Here is a 20,545-nt window from a genome sequence, read left to right as displayed (position 1 = left end):
GTGGCGCGGCGGGCACGGTCAGTGCGCCGAGGCGGGCTGGATGCGCCGGGACACCGCGCCGCAGAACTCGCCGACCGTCATCATCGCCAGGGCCTCGGCCTCGTCGTCGTCGAACGCCACCCCGAACCGGTCCTCCACCCGGACGGCCAGCTCGGCGAGGCCGAGCGAGTCCACGTCGAGGCCGGCCGGACCGAACACCGTGTCGTCGTCGGCGCCCTCGATGTCGTATTTCATCTCGGTCAGCGCGGCGAAGAGGAACGCGCGGATCTCGTCGGTCATGGCCGTTGTTTCCTTTCCGGAGGTCGGCGTCGGCGGGCCCGGCAGCCGGTGGGGCGCGGGAGGCGTGACAGGTGGCCGGGGACGCGGCCGGAGACCGGGTACGACGTCGGCGTGACCGTCGCCGTTCTGGTCACCGGAGCAGCCGCTCCGTGTGAATCGACCTTACTCAATCAAGACCGATTCGCAAGGTCCACCCGGACGGTGCCGGCGGACCGATCGGTGTCCGCAGCGACGAGCCGCACCGGGAGCCGGTCGTGACCCCGCAGCATGAGTTGCCGCCGTTCGCCGGGCTCCGCCGCGAGCGCCAGCGCCGGGAACCGGTCCAGCAGCCGGGGCAGGACGAGCCGCCCCTCCGCCCGGCCGAGCGCCGCGCCGACGCAGTAGTGCGGCCCGGCGCTGAAGGCCAGGTGCCGGTTGTCCGGACGGGACGGGTCGAAGGAGTCCGGGTCGGGGAACCGTCGGGGGTCGCGGTTGGCCGCACCGGTCAGCACCAGCACCGACCGTCCACGGGGGACGGCGACTCCGGCGATGTCGGTGTCCTCGGCGGCGTAGCGCACGGCGAAGTGCACCGGTGGCTCGTACCGCAGGATCTCCTCCACGTAGGCCGGGGCGAGGCTGTGGTCGGCGCGCAACGCGGCCAACGCCGCCGGCCGCGCCAACAGCAGGGTCAGCCCGGTGCCGAAGAGGTTGGCCGTGGTCCGGAACCCCGCGTTGTACATGACGATCAGGTTGGCCAGCAGCTCGGCCTCCGACAGCTGGTCGGGGCGTCCGTCCCGGATCGCCGCCAGCGCCGAGACGAGGTCGTCGCGGGGCTCCGCCCGGCGTACGGCCAGCAGGTCGGTAAAGTAGGCGGTCAGTTCGTCGGCGGCGACGTTGGCGGCCCGGATCTCCCGGAACGAACGCGGTCCGATCTCCAGCACCGCGTCGAACGCCCGCACCCGCGCCGGGAACCACCCCCGGTCCCGCTCGGGCACCCCCAGCAGCTCGCCGACGACGGCACTGGGCAGGGGCAACGCGAACGCGGCCATGAAGTCCACCGGTCGGCCGTCCGCGCCCTCCCGGGCGAGCCCGTCGAGCAGCCGGTCGGCGATGCGCAGGATCGCCGGTTCCAACGCGGTGACCCGGCGGGCGGTCAGCGCCTGGCCGAACAACTGGCGTATCCGGGCGTGGTCGTCGGGCGGGGCGTTGAACATGCTGGCCTGCAGGGTCCGGATCACCGCGTGGTCCCGCCAGCGCAGGCCGGCCCGGTCCAGGTGGTCCGCGTCGAGCACCCGGAACACCGGATCACGCAGGACCCGGTGGGCGGCGTCGTACCCGTGGACCACCGCGGCGTACGGGGCCGTCGGGGCGAGCGCGACGGCCTCCCCCAGCTCGTGCAGCCGGGCGTAGTACGGGTACGGGTCGCGGCGTACCTCGTCGCCGAGCAGGTCGTCGAGGGATACCGGGAAACCCATGGCGCTCCTCGGACGACGGGCACGGGCGGAGGATGCGGTGACCATAGACGCATCGACGGCGACGTGTCCACGACCGGCACCCCCGACGACGGGTCCGCCGGCCGGCCGCCAACCCGGGTGGACCGGCGCAGCCCGGTCCTGCCCCACGGTGGGATCATCCGGCCGCCTGCCGTTGGTCAGGAATCGAGAAGCGGGCGGCGGCACCGGACCATAGCCTTTTCCCAGGTGGCCGGCAGGACGCCGCGCCTCGTCCACCCAGTGAGGGAGACAGCGTGTCCACGAAGAGTTCGACCGCCGCGTCCGGCGGCGGCACCGCCGGAGAGGCCGCCGGGGCCGATGCCGGCGGGTTCAGCGCCGAGGAGCGTGCCGCGATGCAGGAACGCGCCGCCGAGTTGCGTGCCGAGGGGAAGAAGGGCGCCAAGAAGGCCGACGGGATGCAGGCGGTGCTGGACCGGATCGCCCAGATGGCCCCGGCGGACCGGGCGCTGGCCGAGCGGGTGCACCTGACGGTGGTCACGGCGGCTCCGCAGCTGTCCCCGAAGACCTGGTACGGGATGCCCGCGTACGCGAACGAGGACGGCAAGATCGTCGTCTTCTTCCAGGACGCCGGCAAGTTCAACTACCGGTACTCGACCCTGGGCTTCCAGGAGGCGGCGCACCTCGACGACGGTGACCTCTGGCCGGTGTCGTACGCGTTGCGTACCTGGAGCCCTACCGTGGAGAAGCGGGTCCGGGAACTGGTGACGGCAGCGGTCTCCTGACCGGCAGCGGCCGGTGTCCCGGCTGGCGGGCGGTGCTCCGGGGTGTCACCGCCGCTCAGGCGGGTACGCGGCAGGGATGATGCCGACCAGCAGAGCCCTGATCGCCGGTGCGGCCGGCGCGTCCGCCCTCAACGCCGTCACCTACCTCGACATGGTGGTCCGGGCCCGGCCGGCCAGCAGCACCGCCGAGGACAGCGCCGGCCGGTTGGCCGAACTGGCCCACGTCGACCTCGGTGACGCCCGGACCGCCACCAACCGGCGGTCCGGGCTCGGGCCGTTGCTCGGCTACGTCACCTCGGTGGCCGCCGCCGTCGGCTACGTGGCGGCCGGTGGTCGCCGGTTGCCGCTGGGCGTGTCCACCCTCGCGCTGACCGGCCTGGCGATGATCGGTTCCAACGGCCCGCTGACCCTGTTGCGGGTCACCGACCCGCGGACCTGGTCGGCCACCGACTGGGTAGCCGACCTGGTCCCGCACCTGGCGTACGGCGCGGTCACCGCCGTCACCCTCCGCGCGTTGCGCTGACCCCACGGCGGCAGCGCGGTGCCCGGGCCACCGGCGGGCGGCGGGCGGCGGGCGGGCGGCGGGCGGCGGGCGGGCGGCGGGCGGCGGCGTACCGGACGGCCCTGTGTGTTTTGCGGTGGGATGCCCGGGTAGGGGAAGAAGACCCGTTCCCCGCTCCGCACAAAGAGGTGCCACCCAGATGGAATCCCGCAAGCCGACCGAAGTCGTCAAGGACGTGGTGGACGCCGCAGCCGAGAAGGTGTCCCACCTGATCACCCCCGAGGTGCCCGGCGCACCGGGCAGCGCCCCGCCGACCGTCGAGGAGCCCACCACCCCGCACGGTCCGCTGCCACCCAAGAAGGAACAGGGCGCACCGCAGACCCGTACCCCGACCGGCGCGGCCACCGGCGCACCGGCCGTCGCCAACGGCCAGCAGGGCGAGTTCCTCACCACCGCGCAGGGGGCCCGGCTGCGCGACACCGACCACTCACTCAAGGCCGGTCCGCGCGGGCCGACGCTGCTCCAGGACCACCACCTCCGCGAGAAGATCACCCATTTCGACCACGAACGCATCCCGGAGCGGGTGGTGCACGCCCGGGGCGCGGGCGCGCACGGCGTCTTCACCGGGTACGGCGCCGAAGAGGTCACCCGGGCCGGCTTCCTGCACAAGGGTAAGGAAACGCCGGTGTTCGTCCGGTTCTCCACCGTCCTGGGGTCCCGGGGCTCGGCCGACACCGTCCGGGACACCCGGGGATTCGCCACCAAGTTCTACACCGACGAGGGCACCTTCGACCTGGTCGGCAACAACATGCCGGTCTTCTTCATCCAGGACGCGATCAAGTTCCCCGACATCATCCACGCCGGCAAGCCGCACCCGGACCGGGAGATCCCGCAGGCGCAGAGCGCCCACGACACCTTCTGGGACTTCGTCTCGCTGCACACCGAGGCGCAGCACCACACCCTGTGGAACATGTCCGACCGGGGCATCCCGCGCTCGTACCGGACCATGGAGGGCTTCGGGGTGCACACCTTCCGGCTGGTCGACGCCGCCGGGGCGACGGTGCTGGCGAAGTTCCACTGGAAGCCGAAGCTGGGCGTGCACTCGCTGGACTGGGAGGAGGCACAGCTGCTCAGCGGCATGGACCCCGACTTCCACCGGCGTGACCTCTACGACGCCATCGAGGCCGGCGCGTACCCGGAGTGGGAACTCGGCCTCCAGGTCTTCCCGGACACCCCGGAGGAGACCTTCGCCGGCATCGACCTGCTCGACCCCACCAAGATCGTGCCGGAGGAGCTGGCACCGGTGCAGCCGGTCGGGAAGCTGGTGCTCAACCGGACGCCGACGAACTTCTTCGCCGAGACCGAGCAGGTCGCCTTCCACCTCGGCCACCTGGTGCCGGGCATCGACGTCACCAACGACCCGCTGTTGCAGGGGCGGCTCTTCTCGTACGTCGACACCCAGCTCACCCGGCTGGGCGGGCCGAACTTCTCGCAGCTCCCGATCAACCGGCCGCACGCGCCGGTCAACGACATGCTCCGCGACGGGTTCCACCAGCAGGCCGTGCACGCCGGGGTCGCGCCGTACCGGCCGAACTCGCTCGACGGGGGCAACCCGTTCCCGGCCGGGGACGCCGAGAACGCGTTCGTCGACGTGCCGGTCACCGTGGCCGAGGCCCCGAAGGTCCGGGCCAACCCGGCCTCCTTCGACGACCACTTCAGCCAGGCCCGGCTGTTCTGGCTGAGCATGTCGCCGGTGGAGCGGGAGCACATCGTCCGGGCCTACACCTTCGAGTTGGGCAAGTGCTACCACCAGGCGATCCGGGAACGGCAGTTGCAGTGCCTGGCCAACATCGACCCGGTGCTCTGCGCGCAGGTGGCCACCGGCCTGGGCCTGCCGGCACCGGAGCCGACCGTGCCGCTGGCCGACGTCACGCCCAGCCCGGCGCTGTCCCAGCTCGGCCGCGTCTGGCCGGCCGACGGCCGGACGGTCGGCATCGTGGTCGACGCGGACGCCGACACCGACGACGTCGAGCAGGTACGCCGGGAGGTGTCCGCCGCCGGCATGGTGCCGCTGGTGATCGCCGCGCACGGCGGCACGGTGGGCGGCCTGACGGTGCAGCGGACCTTCGCCACCGGCCGCTCGGTCGAGCTGGACGCGCTGCTGCTGGCCGGGGCCCCCGCGCCGGCCCCCGACGCGCTGCCGGCCCGGGACGCCAAGGCGGGCGCGGCGGACGCCACCGTGGTCGACCCCCGGGTGCTGCTGCTGGTGCAGGAGTGCTGGCGGCACGCCAAGGTGATCGGCGCGTGGGGTGACGGCGTGCGGGTGCTGGAGCTGGCCGGGGTGGCCGGCGCGGCGGGCGTGGTGGCCGGTGATTCGCCGAGCGGCGTGCTCGCCGACGCGCAGCCCCTGCTGGCCGCGCACCGGGTGTGGGACCGGTTCCCCGCCTCGGTCTCCTGACGGGGGCTGTCGACGGGTGTCCGCCGTGGTGCACGGTGGACACCCGTCGCGGCCGGGCCGGTGGGCACCTTGCCGCCGGCCCGTACCGTCGGTGCGGTGGCCGAGAAGGACCTCTCCGACCGGGGTTTCGTCATCGCTATCGTCGGCGTCGGCGTGCTGCTCTGCTGTGGCACACCGGCCGCCGGCTTCTACCTGTCCCACAAGGACGCGAGGGAGGAGCCCGGCATCCGCGCCGCCGCCGACGCCTACCTGTCCGCAGTGGTCAGGCATGACGACAACGGCGCGTACGACATGTTGTGTGCGGCCGACCGACGCCGCGAGTCGCGGGCGGACTGGCTGGACCGTCCTGCGGCCGGGTACGGGGTGACCGGGTTCCGGATCACCGACGTGACGGTCAAGCGCCTGAGCGAGGGACCGACCCTGCGGTGGGTGACCGCCGAGGTCACCTATTCGGACCAGGCACCCCGGACGGTGGGGCTGAACGTCGAGCGGCAGGACGGCGACTGGAAGGTGTGCAGCCCGGACGTCCGGTGACCGACCCCCGGACGGCGAACGGCGGACGGCGGACGGCGGGCGGTGCGGCCCGGGCGAGGGCGGCGCAGGCCGGCCCCGGGTACGGCCGATGGGCGCGTATTGACGTCAGATGTCAGACGAATTACGTTGGCGAACGTCGATGTATTACGAATCGTGGCCTGCACCCCGGCAAGGAGCGTGCGCATGTTCAGACGACGAGTCGCCCTGCTGTCCCCCGTACTGCTGGCGGCGACCCTGGGCACGGCGGTGGTCACCGGCGCGGCGGTGCTCGGCAGCGCCCCGCCCGCGCAGGCGCTGGAGAACGGCCTGGCCCGCACCCCGCAGATGGGCTGGAACGACTGGAACTCGTTCGGCTGCAACGTCAACGAGACGCTCATCCGGCAGACCGCCGACACGCTGGTGACAAGCGGCATGGCGGCGGCCGGCTACGAGTACGTCAACATCGACGACTGCTGGTCGACCAGACAGCGCAACGCCAGCGGCGACCTGGTCGCCGACCCGGCGAAGTTCCCCAGCGGCATGAAGGCGCTCGCCGACTACGTCCACGGCAAGGGCCTCAAGCTGGGCATCTACTCCTCGGCCGGGACCACCACCTGCGCCGGCTACCCGGCGAGCATCAACTACGAGCAGCGCGACGCCAACCTCTGGGCGTCCTGGGGCGTCGACTACCTCAAGTACGACAACTGCGGCGACCACCTCGGTCGCAGCGGACAGCAGCGCTACACGGCGATGCGGGACGCGCTGGCGGCGACCGGCCGGCAGATCCTCTACAGCCTGTGCAACTGGGGCCAGGACAGCGTCTGGACCTGGGGCGCGTCGGTGGGCAACTCCTGGCGCAACACCGGCGACATCGGCGGCAACTGGAACTCCATCATGGGCATCCTCGACCAGCAGGTCGGCAAGGACTCGTACGCCCGTCCCGGCGCGTGGAACGACCCGGACATGCTGGAGGTCGGCAACGGCCCCACCGAGACCGAGTCGCGGGCCCACTTCAGCCTGTGGGCACTGCTGAACGCCCCACTGCTGGCCGGCAACGACCTGCGCACCATGTCGGCGGCCACCCGGACCATCCTGACCAACACCGACGTCATCGCGGTCAACCAGGACTGGGGCGGCCGGCAGGGCTACAAGATCAGTGACAGCGGTGACCTGGAGGTCTGGCGCAAGCCGATGTCCTCCGGCGGGGTGGCCACGGTGCTGCTCAACCGGGGCGGCGGCACGGCCACGGTCACCACCACGGCCAGCGCGCTCGGCCTCGGCAGCGCGTCGTCCTACGCGGTGCGGGACCTGTGGGCGCACAGCAGCTCGACGTCGACCGGCACGATCAGCGCCTCGGTGCCGGCGCACGGCGCGGCGATGTTCCTGGTCACCGGCGGCGGCACGCCCCCGCCCACCACCCCGCCGCCCACGACGCCACCCCCGACCACCCCGCCGCCGACCACTCCCCCACCGACGACGCCCCCGCCGGGCACGACGTCGGCCGTACGCAGCGTCTCCGCCGGCCGGTGCCTCGACGTCAACGGCGCGACGCAGACCAACGGCGCGACCGCCATCGTCTGGGACTGCCACGGCCAGACCAACCAGTCGTGGACCTCGACCGGCAGCCAGGAGCTGCGGGTCTACGGCACCAAGTGCCTGGACGTCAACAACGCCGGCACCGCCAACGGCACCTCGGTGATCATCTGGGACTGCAACGGCCAGTCGAACCAGAAGTGGCGTTTCAACGCCGACGGCACCGTCACGGCGGTCGGCTCGGGCCGGTGCCTGGACCTGGTGGGCAACGGCACGGCCAACGGCACCCGTACCCAGATCTGGGACTGCAACGGCGCGACCAGCCAGCGGTGGAGTCGCGGCTGAACCGTCCCACCCCGGCACCGGCCGCCGATGCGCCACCGGCACGCGGGACCGCACCGCGGGTGGTCGGCGCCCCGGTGCCACGCCGCACGGCGGGTGGTCGGCGCCCCGGTGCCACGCCGCACGGTGGGTGGTCGGCTCCGCCGGTCAGCGCTGCGCGGCGGTGAGGACCCGGCGCAGCGTGGCCGCGTACCCCCGGGGGTGGGTGGTGTTGCCGTTGTGGCCGCCGGGGAAGACCACCGGTGCGGTCCCGAGCAGCTCGGCCAGCCGGTCGGCGCACCGGCGGTCGAAGACCTCCGGTGCGGTGCGGGCACCGACGGCCGGGACGATCCGGGTGCCGCAGCCGGGCAGGTCGGCCGGGCGCAGGTCGTCGCCGACGATCGCGGTGAAGTCCCGGCGGATGAACGTGTCGAAGTTGGCGACCCGGCGCGGCGTGAACGGTTGCGGGGTGAGGTCGGGCTCGGCCTGCTGGCAGGTCGGGTCGATGCCGAGCACCCGGGCGATCTCGCGCATGGCCTCGGTCAGTCCACGGGCGGCGTAGAGGCGTTGGACGTCGAGCAGTTCGCGTTCGTGGCGGGTCCGCTCGCCGGTGGGCAGCAGCCGGGGCGAGACCGGTTCGTGGGCGACCAGCGTGTGCAGCCGGCCGGGATGGTGGACGGCCAGGCGGAGCCCGATCGAGGCACCGAGGCTGCACCCGAGCATCGCGGCCGGCTCGTCGGTGAGGGCGGCCAGCAGGCGGGCGGCGTCGTCCGCGTGGTCGGCCAGGGTCACCGGCCGGTCGGGGTCGGTGAGCGCGCTGCGGGACAGCCCGCGCCGGTCGTAGGTCACCACGGTGTACGCGTCGGCGAGCTGTGCGACCAGGTCGGCGGTCCGGCGGGCGTCACCCTCACCGCTCTGGCCGATCAGCAGGACCGGGCCGCTGCCCCGGACCTCGTGGTAGAGGCGGGCGCCGGCGACGGCGAGCGTACCGGTCCGGAGGGTGTCGGTTGCGGACATGTGCATCTCCATGCGCTTGACGGACGGGCGGGCCCCGCGCCGATAAAAGCATCGTATCAGATGCATCTCGAATGATGGATCGTTTCTGATGTACTCTGAACGGGTGAACGGCATCGAGTTGTTCCTCCTGGGGCGCACCCTCATGAAGATCGGCGAAGAGGCGATCCCCACCGAGGGGGTAGACCCCCACCCGGCGCTGCACCGCTCGGTGCTCATCGTGGCAAGCGACATCCGGGCCCATCCGGGCACCTCGGTCAGCGAGATCGCCGAGCGGACGGGCTTCCCGCAGAGCAAGGTGTCGGTCTGCGCCGCACGCCTGCGCAAGGCCGGTGCCATCGACGCGGTGGCCGACCCCCACGACCGGCGACGGCTGCTGCTGCACACCGCACAGCAGGTCTCCGACCGGGTCGTCCAGATCAGGGCCGCCTCGATCGACGGCGCGCTGGCCACGGCACTCGGCACCGACGACCCGCAGCGGATCGCCGAGATCACCGCCGCCCTGGAGACCCTCGCCCGCAGCCTCACCCCGCAGGCGCTCCTGCGGCTCCGCGGTGGCACCGAGGCGAGCGACGGATGAGCCCGACGGACGGGTGAACGACGGCACGACGGCACGACGCAGGATCCGCGTTAGGTCCGCAGGGCAGGCTCGGCGTCGGGGTGTCACCTTCCCGGGCACCCCGAGATCGTCGAGGAGAGCAGATGTCGGTCGACACCCTTCGTCTCATCGTGTCCAGCCCCGACCAGCCGGGGATCATCGCCGCCGTGGCCAGGTTCCTGCACCTGCGGGGAGCCAGCATCGTGGAGCTGGACCAGTACACCAGCGAACCCAGCGGCGGTCAGTTCTACCTGCGTACCGAGTTCACCATCGCACCCGAGCGACGGGCGGGCCTGAGCGACCAGTTCGCCACCGCCATCGCCGAGCCGTTCGGCATGCGGTGGCGGTTCAGCGACGCCCGACAGGTCAAACGGATCGCGATCCTGGCCTCGCGGGCCGACCACTGCCTGGTCGACCTGCTCTGGCGGTGGCGGCGCGGAGAGCTGGCCGCGGACGTCACCCTGGTCGCCTCGAACCACCCCGTCCTGCGCGACACCGTCACCGGATTCGGCGTGCCCTTCCACGAGGTCCCGGTCCGGCCCGGCGCCCGGGACGCCGCCGAGGGTGCCCTCGCCGACCTGCTGGCCGGGCAGTGCGACCTGATCGTGCTGGCCCGCTACATGCAGATCCTCAGCGGCGGGTTCCTGGAGAAGGTCGGCGTCCCCGTGATCAACATCCACCACTCGTTCCTACCAGCGTTCCCCGGCGCCGGCCCGTACGAGCGGGCCCGGCAGCGCGGCGTGAAGCTCATCGGCGCCACCGCGCACTACGTCACCGCCGCGCTGGACGAAGGGCCGATCATCGAGCAGGACGTGATCCGCACCTCGCACCGGGACACCACCGCCACCCTGGTCCGGCTCGGCGCGGACGTGGAACGGACCGTCCTGGCCAGAGCCGTCGAGTGGCACTGCGCCGACCGGCTGCTCCAGTACGACAACCGGGTGCTGGTCTTCTGAACCCCGCCCGACCCGAAACGACGTGTCCCCGGCCGCGACTGCGGACCAGGGACACGTCGTCTCGGGTGTCAGCCGTGCTACGTCCGGCTTGCCTCGGTCGGGGCCACCGCAGCCGCAGCGGCCGGCGCCGGTGCGGGCACCGCGGTGCCCGGCGGGGTCGGGGCCGGGGGCCGCCGCCGGACGAACGTGGTGAGCACCGCCGCGACCACGACGATGGCGATCGGGAAGAGGAAGTTGGTCTTCAACATGGACAGGAAGGCATGGTCGTACACGTTGGTGAAGACCGTCGCGATCTGGGCCCGGAGCTGGTCCGGCAGGTCGCCCGGCAGGTGACCGAAGATGCCACCGGGACCACCGGCCCCGGCCTGCACCCCGGCGTCGACGAACCGGTCACGCACGTCCGCCGGCAACTGCCCGGCCTGCGCGGTCGCCTCCTCCCGGACCGTGGTGGCGAGCCGGCTCTGGATCAGCGCGCCGACGATCGCCAGACCGAGCACCGAACCGAGCTGCCGCACCGTGTTGTTCAGCCCGGACGCCGCTCCGGCCAGCCGCGGGTTGACCCCGCGCATCGCCTCGGTCGCCATCGGCGCCAGCAACGACCCGGTGCCGGCGCCGGCGACGAGCAGACCGGGCAGGAAGGTGTACCACTTGCTGTCCAACTGGGCCAGGCTGACCAGGATGACCATGCCGATGGCGTACATGGTCAGACCGAAGAGCAGGACGAACTTGCCGCCGATACGGTCCGACAGCCGACCCGCGAACGGGGACACGATGATCGCGACCAGCGGCGAGGGTGCCAGCGTCAGGCCGGCGTGCAACGCGTCCATCCCCAGGACCTGCTGGAGGTAGAGGTTCATCGGCAGGACCAGTCCGAGCATCGCCATCGAGACGACGGCCGCGTTGATGCTCATGATCGTGTAGTTGCGGTCCCGGAACAACGCGAACGGCACCAGCGGTTCGTCGTCCTGCTTGGTGCGCTGGTGGGCGATGAAGACGCCGATCAACACCACCCCGACCGCGAGCAACGCCCAGATCTTCGCGCTCCAGTCGTAACGCTCCCCCTCGTTGAGGGCGAACACCACGCAGAACAGCGCCGCGGTGGCGATCAGCACGCCGACCACGTCGAAGCGGTGCTTGCGGTCCGGCTTCATGTTGGGGATGAGCAGTGGGGTCAGCACCAGCACGGCGATGCCCAACGGCACGTTGACGAAGAAGATCGACCGCCAGCCGAAGGTCGACACCAGCAGACCGCCGAGGGTCGGACCGGAAATGGTGGCGACACCGGCGACCGCACCCCAGACGCCCATGGCCGTGCCCCGCCGCTGCGGCGGGAAGATACCGATGATCATCGCGAGGGTCTGCGGCACCATCATCGCCGCGCCGATGCCCTGCACGGCCCGCGCCCCGATGAGCTGGCCGGGGTTCTGTGCCGCACCGCAGAAGACGCTCGCCAGGGTGAAGAGCGCCGTACCGGTGAGGAACAGCAGCCGTGGTCCCTTCAGGTCACCGAGCCGCCCGGTCGTGATCAACAGGACGGCGAGGACCAGCGAGTACGCGCTGATCACCCAGAGCACCTGGTTGAACGAGGCGCCCAGGTCGGACATCACGTCCGGGATGGCGATGTTGACGATCGTGAGATCCAACAGGGTCATGAAGAAACCGATCGACAGTGTCGCCAGCACCGCCCACGGGTTTCCGCGCAGCCTATTCAAGATATTTCCCTTCCATGCCTCATGATGCGGTTACCGGTGCCGACCACACGGTCGCGTGCCGGTCAGGGGAGCCGATCCGGATGCGGACCGCTGAGCTCCCGGTCCAATGTGTGAAACAGGTCGTCGTCGTCGATCGTGTCGAGTTCGTCGGCGCCCCCGGCGGCTTCGTCGCCGCCCTGCCGGCCCTGCCAGTTCCACAGCAGATTCCTCAGTCGCTCACCGATGTCGTCCTCCTCCCCGTCGGGGATGTCGCGGGTGGCCAGCAGAGCGTCCAGCCGGTCCAGCACGGCCAGCACCGCTCCGGCGGGTTCACCGGTCTCCGGCACCAGACGGGTGCCGATCTGCTCCGACAGCGCCACCGCGGTCGGAAAATCGAAGACGAGCGTGGTCGGCAGCCGCAGTCCCGTGACGGTGTTCAGCCGGTTGCGCAGCTCCACCGCCGTGAGCGAGTCGAAACCCATGTCGCGCAGGCTGCGCTCGTCGTCCACGACCTCCGCGTCGGTGTAACCCAGGACGCCGCGGATCTCCGTGCGGACCAGGTCCAGCAGCCGCTCGCCACGCTGCTGGGTCGACAGGGCGGCCAGGCTGTCGGTGAGACTGCCCGGGTCGTTCCCGGGGGCGGAGCTCACGGCCGCCGCCCGGCGGGCCGGCACGGGCACCACGGGAGCCAGTGCGGTGAGGACGTCCGGCAGCCCACCGGCCCCGGCCGCCGCGCGTAGTGCCGCCGGCGCGAACGCCGCAGCCACCACGACCGGCGGGAGGTACGGGTCGACCCCGGCGAGCGCCTCGTCGAGCAGGCCCAGCGCATCGGCCGCGGCCATCGGGGAGATGCCGATGCGGGCCAGCCGGGCCCGGTCCGCCGCGCCCAGCTCGCCGGCCATACCGCCGGTGCCCCACAGCCCCCAGCCGACGGCCAGGCCGGGAAGTCCCTCGGCGCGACGCTGCCCGGCCAGCGCCTCCAGGAAACCGTTGGCCGCCGCGTAGTTGGCCTGACCGGCGGTCCCGACGGTGGCGGCCACCGACGAGAACAGCACGAAAGCCGAGAGGCGTCGACCCCGGGTGAGTTCGTGCAGGTTCCACGCGCCCCGGGCCTTGGGGCGCAGCACGGCGGCACAGCGTTGCGCGGTCAGCCCGGTGAGCACCCCGTCGTCGAGCACACCGGCGGCGTGGAAGACCGCACCCGGCTGGTACGCGTCGAGCACCTCGGCCAACCGGTCCCGGTCGGCGACGTCGCAGGCGACGACGGTGGCGGTGGCACCGGCGGCGGTCAGGTCGGCGAGCAGTTCCGCCGCGCCGGGCGCCTGCGGGCCGCGCCGGGCGGTCAACACCAGCCGACGGACACCCTGTGCGACGAGGTGCCGGGCGAGCACGGCCCCCACCGCGCCGGTCGCACCCGTGATCAGCACGGGGCCGTCGGCGTCGAGCCGGTCACCCGTCGTGGCCGTCGGGTCCGGCCGGTCCCCGGCGGTCCGGGCCGAGGCGGGAAGCGGGGAGAGCCGGGGAGCGAGGGCGACGCCGTCACGCAGGGCCAGCCGGGGATCCCGGGCGGCCAGCGCCATCGGCAGTGCGGTGATCGAGGCCGGCGTGCCGTCCACGTCGACCACCGTGATCCGGCCCGGGTGCTCGCTCTGCGCGCTACCGAGCATCGCCCACACCGCGGCCATCGCCGGATCGGGCGTCTCACCCGGGCGCGCGGCGACCGCCAGTTCGGTGAGCACCACCAGACCGACGTCCGCGAGCAGGTCGTCGGCCAGCCACTGCTGCAACAACTCCAGCGTGTCGGCGACGGCCCGTTCGGCGGCCAACGGCGGTGCGAGCGCGGCCATCGCCCGGCTCGTGGCGATCGAGGAGACCGCGTCGACCACGATCACCGACGGCGGCGGGGCCCCGTTCGTCACCGCCTCGTGGACGGCCGTCATGTCGACGAAGAGGGCGGCCGGGCCGAGCAGCTCCGCCGCCGAGTCGGCCAGGACGCGACCGTCGTCGAGCACCGCCCACCGGGGGTGCGGGCTCGGGTCGACGGCCGGCAGCGCCACGGGGTGCCAGTCGAGACGGTAGAGGCCACCAGTCGGCCCGCTGTCCGGCTGGTACGGCCGCAGGGCCAACTCGTCGATGTCGGCGATCGGCGCACCGGCGGGGTCGACCAACGACACGGAGACGGTGCCGGCCCCGGAGCCCGGCGCGAGCCGTACCCGGGCGGTGGTCGCGCCGCCGGCGTGCAGGGCGAAACCGGCGACGGTGAACGGCAGGTGCAGCCGGTCGGTCGGTGGGACGCCGAACGCGACGGCGCGCAGTGCCGCATCGAGCAGCGCCGGGTGCAGGCCGAAACCGGCGGCGTCGGACGACACCTCGTCGGGCAGGGCCACCTCGGCGTAGTGGACGTCACCGGCCCGCCACAGCGCCCGTACGCCCGCGAAGGCCGGGCCGACCGCCAGGCCGGCGGCCACCAGGTCGGCGTGCAGGGCGTCCGGGTCCACCGGCGACGCCCCGTGCGGCGGCCACGGCGCGTCGCCCTCGGGCCACCCGGCGGGCGTGGCCGCCTCGGTGCCGAGCACTCCGTCGGCGTTGAGCCGCCACGGCGTGGAGCGGTCCTGCGGCTGGGTGTGCACGGTGAAGGCCCGACGCCCCGACCCGTCGGCCGGCCGGACGGTGACCTGGAGCCGGACGGCCTCCTGCGCCGGCAGCACGATCGGCGTCCGGAAGGTGAGCTCGTCGACCCGCCCGCACCCGACCTGGTCGCCAGCCCGGACGGCCAGGTCGGCGATCGCCGCGCCGGGCAGCGTGACCACCCCGCCGACCGCGTGGTCGGCCAGCCACGGCTGGTCGGCCACCGAGAGTCGACCGGTGAGCAGCTCACCCGCCCCGTCGGCCAACTCGACCACGGCACCGAGCAGGGGGTGACCCGCGGTGTCCTGGCCGGCGGCGCGGGTGTCCCCGACCGGGGCCGGGGCGTCGAGCCAGTGCCGCGTGGCCTGGAACGGGTAGGTGGGCAACGCGACCAGCCGGCCGGCCGGATTGCGCGCGGCCAGCACCGCCACCGGGTCGGGGTGTTCGACGTTGGCCAGTACCGTCGCCACGGCCGCCGCGAAGGTGTCCTGCTCCGGCTGGGTGGTCCGCAACGCGGCCACGGTCACCGGTGCCGGCTCCGCACCGCCGATGCTGCCCTGCACCATCGCGGCGAGCACCGGGTCCGGTCCCAGCTCGACGAAGATCCGGACCCCGTCGGCGTGCAGGGTGCGGACCCCGTCGTGGAACCGGACCGTGCCGCGCAGGTGACGGGCCCAGTAGTCGGGTGAGGTCAGTTCCTCGGTGGTGGCCGTGCGACCGGTGACGTTGGAGACGATCGGGATCTCGGGTTCGTGGAAGGTCAACTCGCCGGCGAGGCGGACGAACTCCGCCAGCACACCGTCCATGTGTGCGGAGTGGAAGGCGTGGCTGACGCGCAGCTGCCGGGTGCCGAGGCCGTCGGCCCGGCACCGCTCGGCGACCCGCTGCGCCGCGTCGGCGTCGCCGGAGACGACCACCGACTCCGGGCCGTTGATCCCGGCGATGCTCAACCGGTGCGCGTCCGGCCCGAGCAGGGCGGTCACGGTGGCCTCGTCGGCCCGGATCGAGATCATCGCGCCGCCCTCGGGGGCCGACTCCATCAGCCGGCCGCGGGCCGCCACCAGCCGGCACGCGTCGGGCAGGGTGAGCACCCCGGCCACGTGCGCGGCGACGACCTCACCGATCGAGTGGCCGATCAGCCGGTCCGCGACGATGCCGGCCCGCTCGACCAGCCGGTAGAGCGCCGTCTGCACGGCGAACAGGGCCGCCTGGGTGTAGCGGGTCCGGTCCAGCAGCGCGGCGTCGGCCGAGTCGGGGGCGGCGAAGACCACTGCGCGCAGGGGACGGTCCAGGTAGGGGTCGAGGTGGGCGCAGACCGCGTCGAAGGCCGCTGCGAAGACGGGTTCGGTGGCGTACAACTCGGCGCCCATGCCGGGACGCTGGCTGCCCTGCCCGGTGAACATCAGGGCCAACCCGCCGGGTGTGCCGCGCCCGGTGACGACGCCGCCGGCCACGCCGCCGTCGGCGAGCGCGGACAGGCCGGCGAGCAGGCCGTCGTGGTCCCGGCAGACCAGCACCGCGCGGTGCGCGAACACCGCCCGCCGACCCAGGGTGTACGCCGTGTCCGCGACCAGCGCCCGCTGCCCGTCGGAGCCGGGCGGCAGGTCGGCCAGGGCGGCGGCGAACCGGCGGGCCTGACCGCGCAGTGCCTCGGCGGTACGCGCCGAGAGGGGAACGAGGACCGGGAGGGCCGACGCCCCGGCACCGCCGTCGTCCGTGCCCGGCGCTACCCCGGCCGGTTCCTTCCCCGCGTCGGCGGACGGGCTGTCCGGGACGTCGTCGCCGGGGCGTCCGGCCGGCGCGGGAGCTTCGACGATGACGTGGGCGTTGGTGCCGCTGATGCCGAACGACGAGATGCCCGCCCGGCGGGGACGGTCGGCCACCGCGACCCAGTCCCGGGCCTCGTCGAGCAGGCGGACCGCGCCGGCCGACCAGTCCACGTGCGGCGTCGGCTCCTGCACGTGCAGGGTGCGCGGGAGGGTGCCGTGGCGCATCGCGAGCACCATCTTGATCACACCACCCACCCCGGCGGCGGCCTGCGCGTGGCCGATGTTGGACTTGAGCGAGCCGAGCCACAGCGGCGTCTGCGGGGAGCGTCCGACGCCGTACGTCGCGATGAGGGCCTCGGCTTCGATCGGGTCGCCGAGCCGGGTGCCGGTGCCGTGGGCCTCCACCGCGTCGACGTCGACGCCGGTGAGCCCGGCCGAGGCGAGCGCCTGCCGGATCACCGCACGCTGGGCCGCCCCGTTCGGCGCGGTCATCCCGTTGCTGGCCCCGTCCTGGTTGACGGCGGAGCCGCTCAACACGGCGAGCACCTCGTGCCCGTTGCGTTCGGCGTCGGAGAGCCGTTCGAGCAGCAGCAGACCGACCCCCTCGGCCCATCCGGTGCCCGTCGCCGACGACGAGAAGGCCCGGCACCGGCCGTCGGTGGAGAGCGCGCCCTGCCTGCTGAACTCGATGAACGTCTTGGGGGTGGCCATCACGGTGACACCACCGGCGAGGGCCATCGTGCACTCGCCCCGACGCAGGGCCTGCGCCGCCAGGTGCACCGACACCAGCGACGAGGAGCAGGCCGTGTCGACGGTGACGGCCGGCCCCTCCAACCCGAAGGTGTACGCGATGCGTCCCGAGGCGACACTGCCGGCACTGCCGTTGTAGAGGTAGCCCTCGGAGGACTCGGGAGCGGTGGCGAGCCGGGCCCCGTAGTCGCCGTACATCACCCCGACGAACACGCCGGTACGGCTGCCGCGCAGGGTGGCCGACGGCAGGCCGGCCCGTTCGAACGTCTCCCAGGCGGTCTGGAGCAGCAGCCGTTGCTGGGGGTCCATCGCGGCGGCCTCGCGGGGGTTGATGCCGAAGAAGTCGGCGTCGAACCGGTCGGCGTCGTAGAGGAAACCACCCTGGTCGGCGTGGCTGGTGCCGGGCCCGTCCGAGCCGGAGTCGAGCAGACCGGACATGTCCCAGCCCCGGTTGCGGGGGAACCCGCCCACCGCGTCCACACCGTCGGCGACGAGCCGCCACAGCTGTTCCGGGGACTCGACACCACCCGGGTAGCGGCAGCCCATCGCCACGATCGCGATGGGTTCGTCGGCCGGCCCGACCGTCGGGGCGACCGGCGTCGGGGCGGGACCGGTGCCGCCGGAGACCCGCTGGTCGAGGTGTTCGGCGAGCGCGGCCGGGGTGGGGTGGTCGAAGACCAGGGTGACCGGCAGGGTGATCCCGGTGGCGGCCCCGATCCGGTTGCGCAGCTCGACCGCGCTGAGCGAGTCGAAGCCGAAGTCCTTGAAGGTGCGGTCGGCCTCCATCGTCCCGGCCGGGTCGTGTCCGAGGACGGTGAGCACCGCGCCGCGCAGGAGCTCGGTGACCGCCTCCCGACGCCGGGCCGCAGGGAGCGCCGCCATCCGCCGCTCCCAGGACTGACCGGCGTCGACACCGGCGGTCGCCCGCACCCGGCGTGGGGCGACCCGGACCAGGTCCCCGAACAGGGCGGGCAGCAGCCCGGCGGTGGCCTTCGCGCGGAGCGCGGCCTCGTCCAGCCGGGCGGCGACCACGGTCGCCGGCAACGGGTCCGGGCCGGTCGGGTGGCCCGCCCGGACCGCCTCGAACAGCGCCAGGCCCGCCGCCTCGTCCAACGCGCCGATCCCGTCGCGGCCCAGCCGGTTCAGGTCGGTCCGGCTCAGGTGGGCGGTCATGCCGGAGGCCGTGGCCCACAGGCCCCAGGCGATGCTGGTGGCCGGCAGGCCGTGGGCGCGTCGGTGAGCGGCCAGGCCGTCCAGGAAGCCGTTCGCCGCCGTGTAGTTGGCCTGACCGGCGTTGCCCAGGGTCGCGGTCACCGACGAGAAGAGCACGAACTCGGCCAGGTCGAGGTCGCGGGTCAACTCGTGCAGGTGCCACGCCGCGGTCTTCGGCCGCAGGACGGCGTCGAGCTGCTCGGGGCGCAGGGAGGTGAGCAGTCCGTCGTCCAGCACCCCGGCGGCGTGCACCACGGCGGTGAGCGGGTACGCGGCGGGGATCGCGTCGAGCAGCCGGGCGAGCTGCGTCCGGTCGGTCACGTCGCAGGCCGCCACCTCCACCCGGGCGTCGAGGTCGCCCAGCGCGGCGGTCAACTCGGCCATCCCGGGTGCGGCGGCACCGCGCCGGGCGACGAGCAGCAGCCGCTGGGTGGGATACCGGGTGGCCAGGTGACGGGCGAAGACCCCACCGAGCACCCCGGAGGCACCGGTGATCAGGACGGTGCCGTCGTTGCGCGTCCCGGCGGTGGCCCGCGAGGCGTCGCCGGGTGGGGCGAGCCGGGTGAGCCGGGCCCGGTGCTCGACGCCGCAGCGGATGGCGAGCTGCGGCTCGGTGCCGAACCCGGCGACGGTGACGGCGGCCCGGGAGCGCTCGTCGGCGTCCAGGTCGATCAGCACGATCCGGTCCGGGTGCTCGATCTGGGCGGTACGCAGCAACCCCCACACGGCGGCGGCAGCCGGGTCGACGTCCTCGTCGGGCCCGACCGCGACCCCGCCACGGGTCACCACGACCAGCTTCGACGGGTGGGCCCCGCCCGGGGACCCGTCGGTGCCGGCCCCGGTCAGCCAGTGGGTGACCTCGGTGTGGACCTCGTGCACGAGCAACCGGGCGGCCTCGGCGGCGTCGCCGTCGGTGGTGGTGCCGACCCCCCGGTCGGTCAGGTCCAGCACCTGCCGGTCGGGTGCATCCGCCGGGTCCGCCGCAGCGGGCTCCCGGTCACCGGAGGGTGACCAGGTGATGGCGTACAGGCCGCCGTCGGTGGCGGGTCCCCGCAGGCCGCCGGGGATGGGCCGCATCACGAGCGTGTCCACGGTGGCCAGCGCCGCGCCGGTCGGGTCGGTGACGACCAGGTGCAGGACACCGGGTGCGGTCCGGGTGAGCTGGACCCGGGCCGTGGTCGCCGCCGTGCGGTGCAGCGCGACGCCGGACCAGGCGAAGGGCAGCTCCACCGGTGCGGCGGGTGCCTCCGGGTCGGTCAGGCCGGCGTGCAGGGCCGCGTCGAGCAGCGCCGGGTGGATGGCGAAGGCGGTCACCTCGGCGTGCTGCTCGGCGGCGAGCGTCACCTCCGCGAAGACCTGGTTTCCGCGCCGCCAGGCGGCCTGTACGCCCTGGAAGGCCGGGCCGTAGTGGTAGCCCCGGGTAGCCAGGTCGGAGTAGAGCTCGACGCAGTCGAGGGGTTCCGCGTCGGCCGGCGGCCAGGTGTCGGCCAGGCCCTCGGCCGGTGCCCGGTCGTCACTGTCGGAGAGGACACCGGCGGCGCACGTCGTCCAGTCCGTCTCGCCGGAGCCGCTCCGGGCGAAGATGGACACCGGCCGGCGACCGGCGTCGTCAGCGGCGTCGACCACGGCGCGCAGTTGCACGGAACCGGTGGTCAGGACGAGCGGCTGGTGCAGGGTCAACTCGTCGACGTGGCCACAGCCGACCTCGTCACCGGCGCGCAGTGCCATGTCGAGAAAGGCCGTGCCGGGCAGGACGACCGTGTCGCCGACCGCGTGGTCACGCAGCCACAGCTGGTCGGTCAGGGACACCCTGCCGGTCAGTACCACCCCGCCGGAGCCGGGCAACTCCACCGCGGCACTGAGCAGCGCATGGCCGGTGGCGGTCGTGTCGTCGCCGGTGTTGCGGGGTGCCTCCAACCAGTACCGCTCCCCCTGGAACGCATACGTCGGCACATCCACCAACCGACCCGCACCCACCACCCCACGCCAATCAACCCCCACCCCCGCAACGAACGCCTCACCCAACGACAACAACACCCGACCCACACCACCCTCACCCCGACGCAACGTCGGCACCACCACACCACCCGAACCCACCACACCCAA

Annotated in this window: 12 protein-coding genes; 7 read left to right on the top strand and 5 right to left on the bottom strand. The window is 73.3% G+C overall.

The window, feature by feature from the left end:
• Positions 1–18: 18 nt before the first annotated feature.
• Positions 19–279: an acyl carrier protein gene (locus tag AB0K25_RS29395; RefSeq protein ID WP_208569101.1), complete on the bottom strand. Its 261-nt coding sequence runs from the start codon at positions 277–279 to the stop codon at positions 19–21.
• 170 nt (positions 280–449) lie between these two features.
• Positions 450–1,733: a cytochrome P450 gene (locus AB0K25_RS29390; RefSeq protein WP_219469059.1), complete on the bottom strand. Its 1,284-nt coding sequence runs from the start codon at positions 1,731–1,733 to the stop codon at positions 450–452.
• 272 nt (positions 1,734–2,005) lie between these two features.
• On the opposite strand from AB0K25_RS29390, the gene AB0K25_RS29385 reads away from it, so the two are divergent.
• The 5 genes from AB0K25_RS29385 (at position 2,006) to AB0K25_RS29365 (ending at position 7,845) form a co-directional block, all read left to right on the top strand.
• The gene (locus tag AB0K25_RS29385; protein ID WP_307799565.1) at positions 2,006–2,494 is read left to right on the top strand and encodes a hypothetical protein; all 489 of its coding nucleotides are present in this window, start codon (positions 2,006–2,008) and stop codon (positions 2,492–2,494) included.
• Between the two features lie 79 nt (positions 2,495–2,573).
• Positions 2,574–3,017 (top strand): hypothetical protein, encoded by a 444-nt coding sequence (locus AB0K25_RS29380; RefSeq protein WP_208569099.1) that lies wholly within the window; start codon positions 2,574–2,576, stop codon positions 3,015–3,017.
• A 178-nt stretch (positions 3,018–3,195) separates the two neighbouring features.
• Positions 3,196–5,454 (top strand): catalase, encoded by a 2,259-nt coding sequence (locus AB0K25_RS29375; RefSeq protein ID WP_363823771.1) that lies wholly within the window; start codon positions 3,196–3,198, stop codon positions 5,452–5,454.
• Between the two features lie 96 nt (positions 5,455–5,550).
• On the top strand, positions 5,551–5,988 hold the full coding sequence (locus AB0K25_RS29370) for a hypothetical protein (RefSeq protein ID WP_219469051.1): 438 nt from the start codon (positions 5,551–5,553) through the stop codon (positions 5,986–5,988).
• 183 nt (positions 5,989–6,171) lie between these two features.
• Positions 6,172–7,845, top strand: a complete 1,674-nt coding sequence (locus AB0K25_RS29365; RefSeq protein WP_357538301.1) for a lectin — start codon at positions 6,172–6,174, stop codon at positions 7,843–7,845.
• A gap of 144 nt (positions 7,846–7,989) precedes the next feature.
• Here AB0K25_RS29365 and AB0K25_RS29360 read toward each other — a convergent pair whose 3' ends face one another.
• Positions 7,990–8,838, bottom strand: coding sequence for an alpha/beta hydrolase (locus AB0K25_RS29360; protein ID WP_219469047.1), 849 nt, complete (start codon positions 8,836–8,838; stop codon positions 7,990–7,992).
• 88 nt (positions 8,839–8,926) lie between these two features.
• On the opposite strand from AB0K25_RS29360, the gene AB0K25_RS29355 reads away from it, so the two are divergent.
• Positions 8,927–9,415, top strand: a complete 489-nt coding sequence (locus tag AB0K25_RS29355) for a helix-turn-helix domain-containing protein (RefSeq protein WP_208569094.1) — start codon at positions 8,927–8,929, stop codon at positions 9,413–9,415.
• Positions 9,416–9,537: 122 nt separating this feature from the next.
• Positions 9,538–10,389: a formyltetrahydrofolate deformylase gene (gene purU, locus AB0K25_RS29350; RefSeq protein WP_219469045.1), complete on the top strand. Its 852-nt coding sequence runs from the start codon at positions 9,538–9,540 to the stop codon at positions 10,387–10,389.
• Between the two features lie 77 nt (positions 10,390–10,466).
• On the opposite strand, the gene AB0K25_RS29345 is transcribed toward purU, so the two are convergent.
• Together AB0K25_RS29345 and AB0K25_RS29340 are read right to left on the bottom strand one after the other, a co-directional pair.
• Complete coding sequence (locus tag AB0K25_RS29345) at positions 10,467–12,101, bottom strand: DHA2 family efflux MFS transporter permease subunit (RefSeq protein ID WP_219469041.1); 1,635 nt, start codon at positions 12,099–12,101, stop codon at positions 10,467–10,469.
• Between the two features lie 62 nt (positions 12,102–12,163).
• Positions 12,164–20,515 carry a type I polyketide synthase gene (locus tag AB0K25_RS29340; protein WP_363823768.1) on the bottom strand — a complete coding sequence of 2,784 codons (8,352 nt, stop codon included), beginning with the start codon at positions 20,513–20,515 and terminating at the stop codon, positions 12,164–12,166.
• Positions 20,516–20,545: the final 30 nt, after the last annotated feature.

Source organism: Micromonospora sp. NPDC049257 (genome assembly GCF_040678915.1).
Taxonomy (GTDB): domain Bacteria; phylum Actinomycetota; class Actinomycetes; order Mycobacteriales; family Micromonosporaceae; genus Micromonospora; species Micromonospora antibiotica.
Note: the sequence above shows the minus strand (reverse complement) of the source record. Positions and strands in the feature narration are given on the sequence as shown.

Coding starts and splice junctions, on each gene's coding strand:
- AB0K25_RS29375 (WP_363823771.1), top strand. CDS start 3,196: ATGGAATCCCGCAAGCCGACCGAAGTCGTCAAGGACGTGGTGGACGCC.
- AB0K25_RS29355 (WP_208569094.1), top strand. CDS start 8,927: ATGTACTCTGAACGGGTGAACGGCATCGAGTTGTTCCTCCTGGGGCGC.
- AB0K25_RS29395 (WP_208569101.1), bottom strand. CDS start 279: ATGACCGACGAGATCCGCGCGTTCCTCTTCGCCGCGCTGACCGAGATG.
- AB0K25_RS29390 (WP_219469059.1), bottom strand. CDS start 1,733: ATGGGTTTCCCGGTATCCCTCGACGACCTGCTCGGCGACGAGGTACGC.
- purU (WP_219469045.1), top strand. CDS start 9,538: ATGTCGGTCGACACCCTTCGTCTCATCGTGTCCAGCCCCGACCAGCCG.
- AB0K25_RS29360 (WP_219469047.1), bottom strand. CDS start 8,838: ATGTCCGCAACCGACACCCTCCGGACCGGTACGCTCGCCGTCGCCGGC.
- AB0K25_RS29365 (WP_357538301.1), top strand. CDS start 6,172: ATGTTCAGACGACGAGTCGCCCTGCTGTCCCCCGTACTGCTGGCGGCG.
- AB0K25_RS29380 (WP_208569099.1), top strand. CDS start 2,574: ATGCCGACCAGCAGAGCCCTGATCGCCGGTGCGGCCGGCGCGTCCGCC.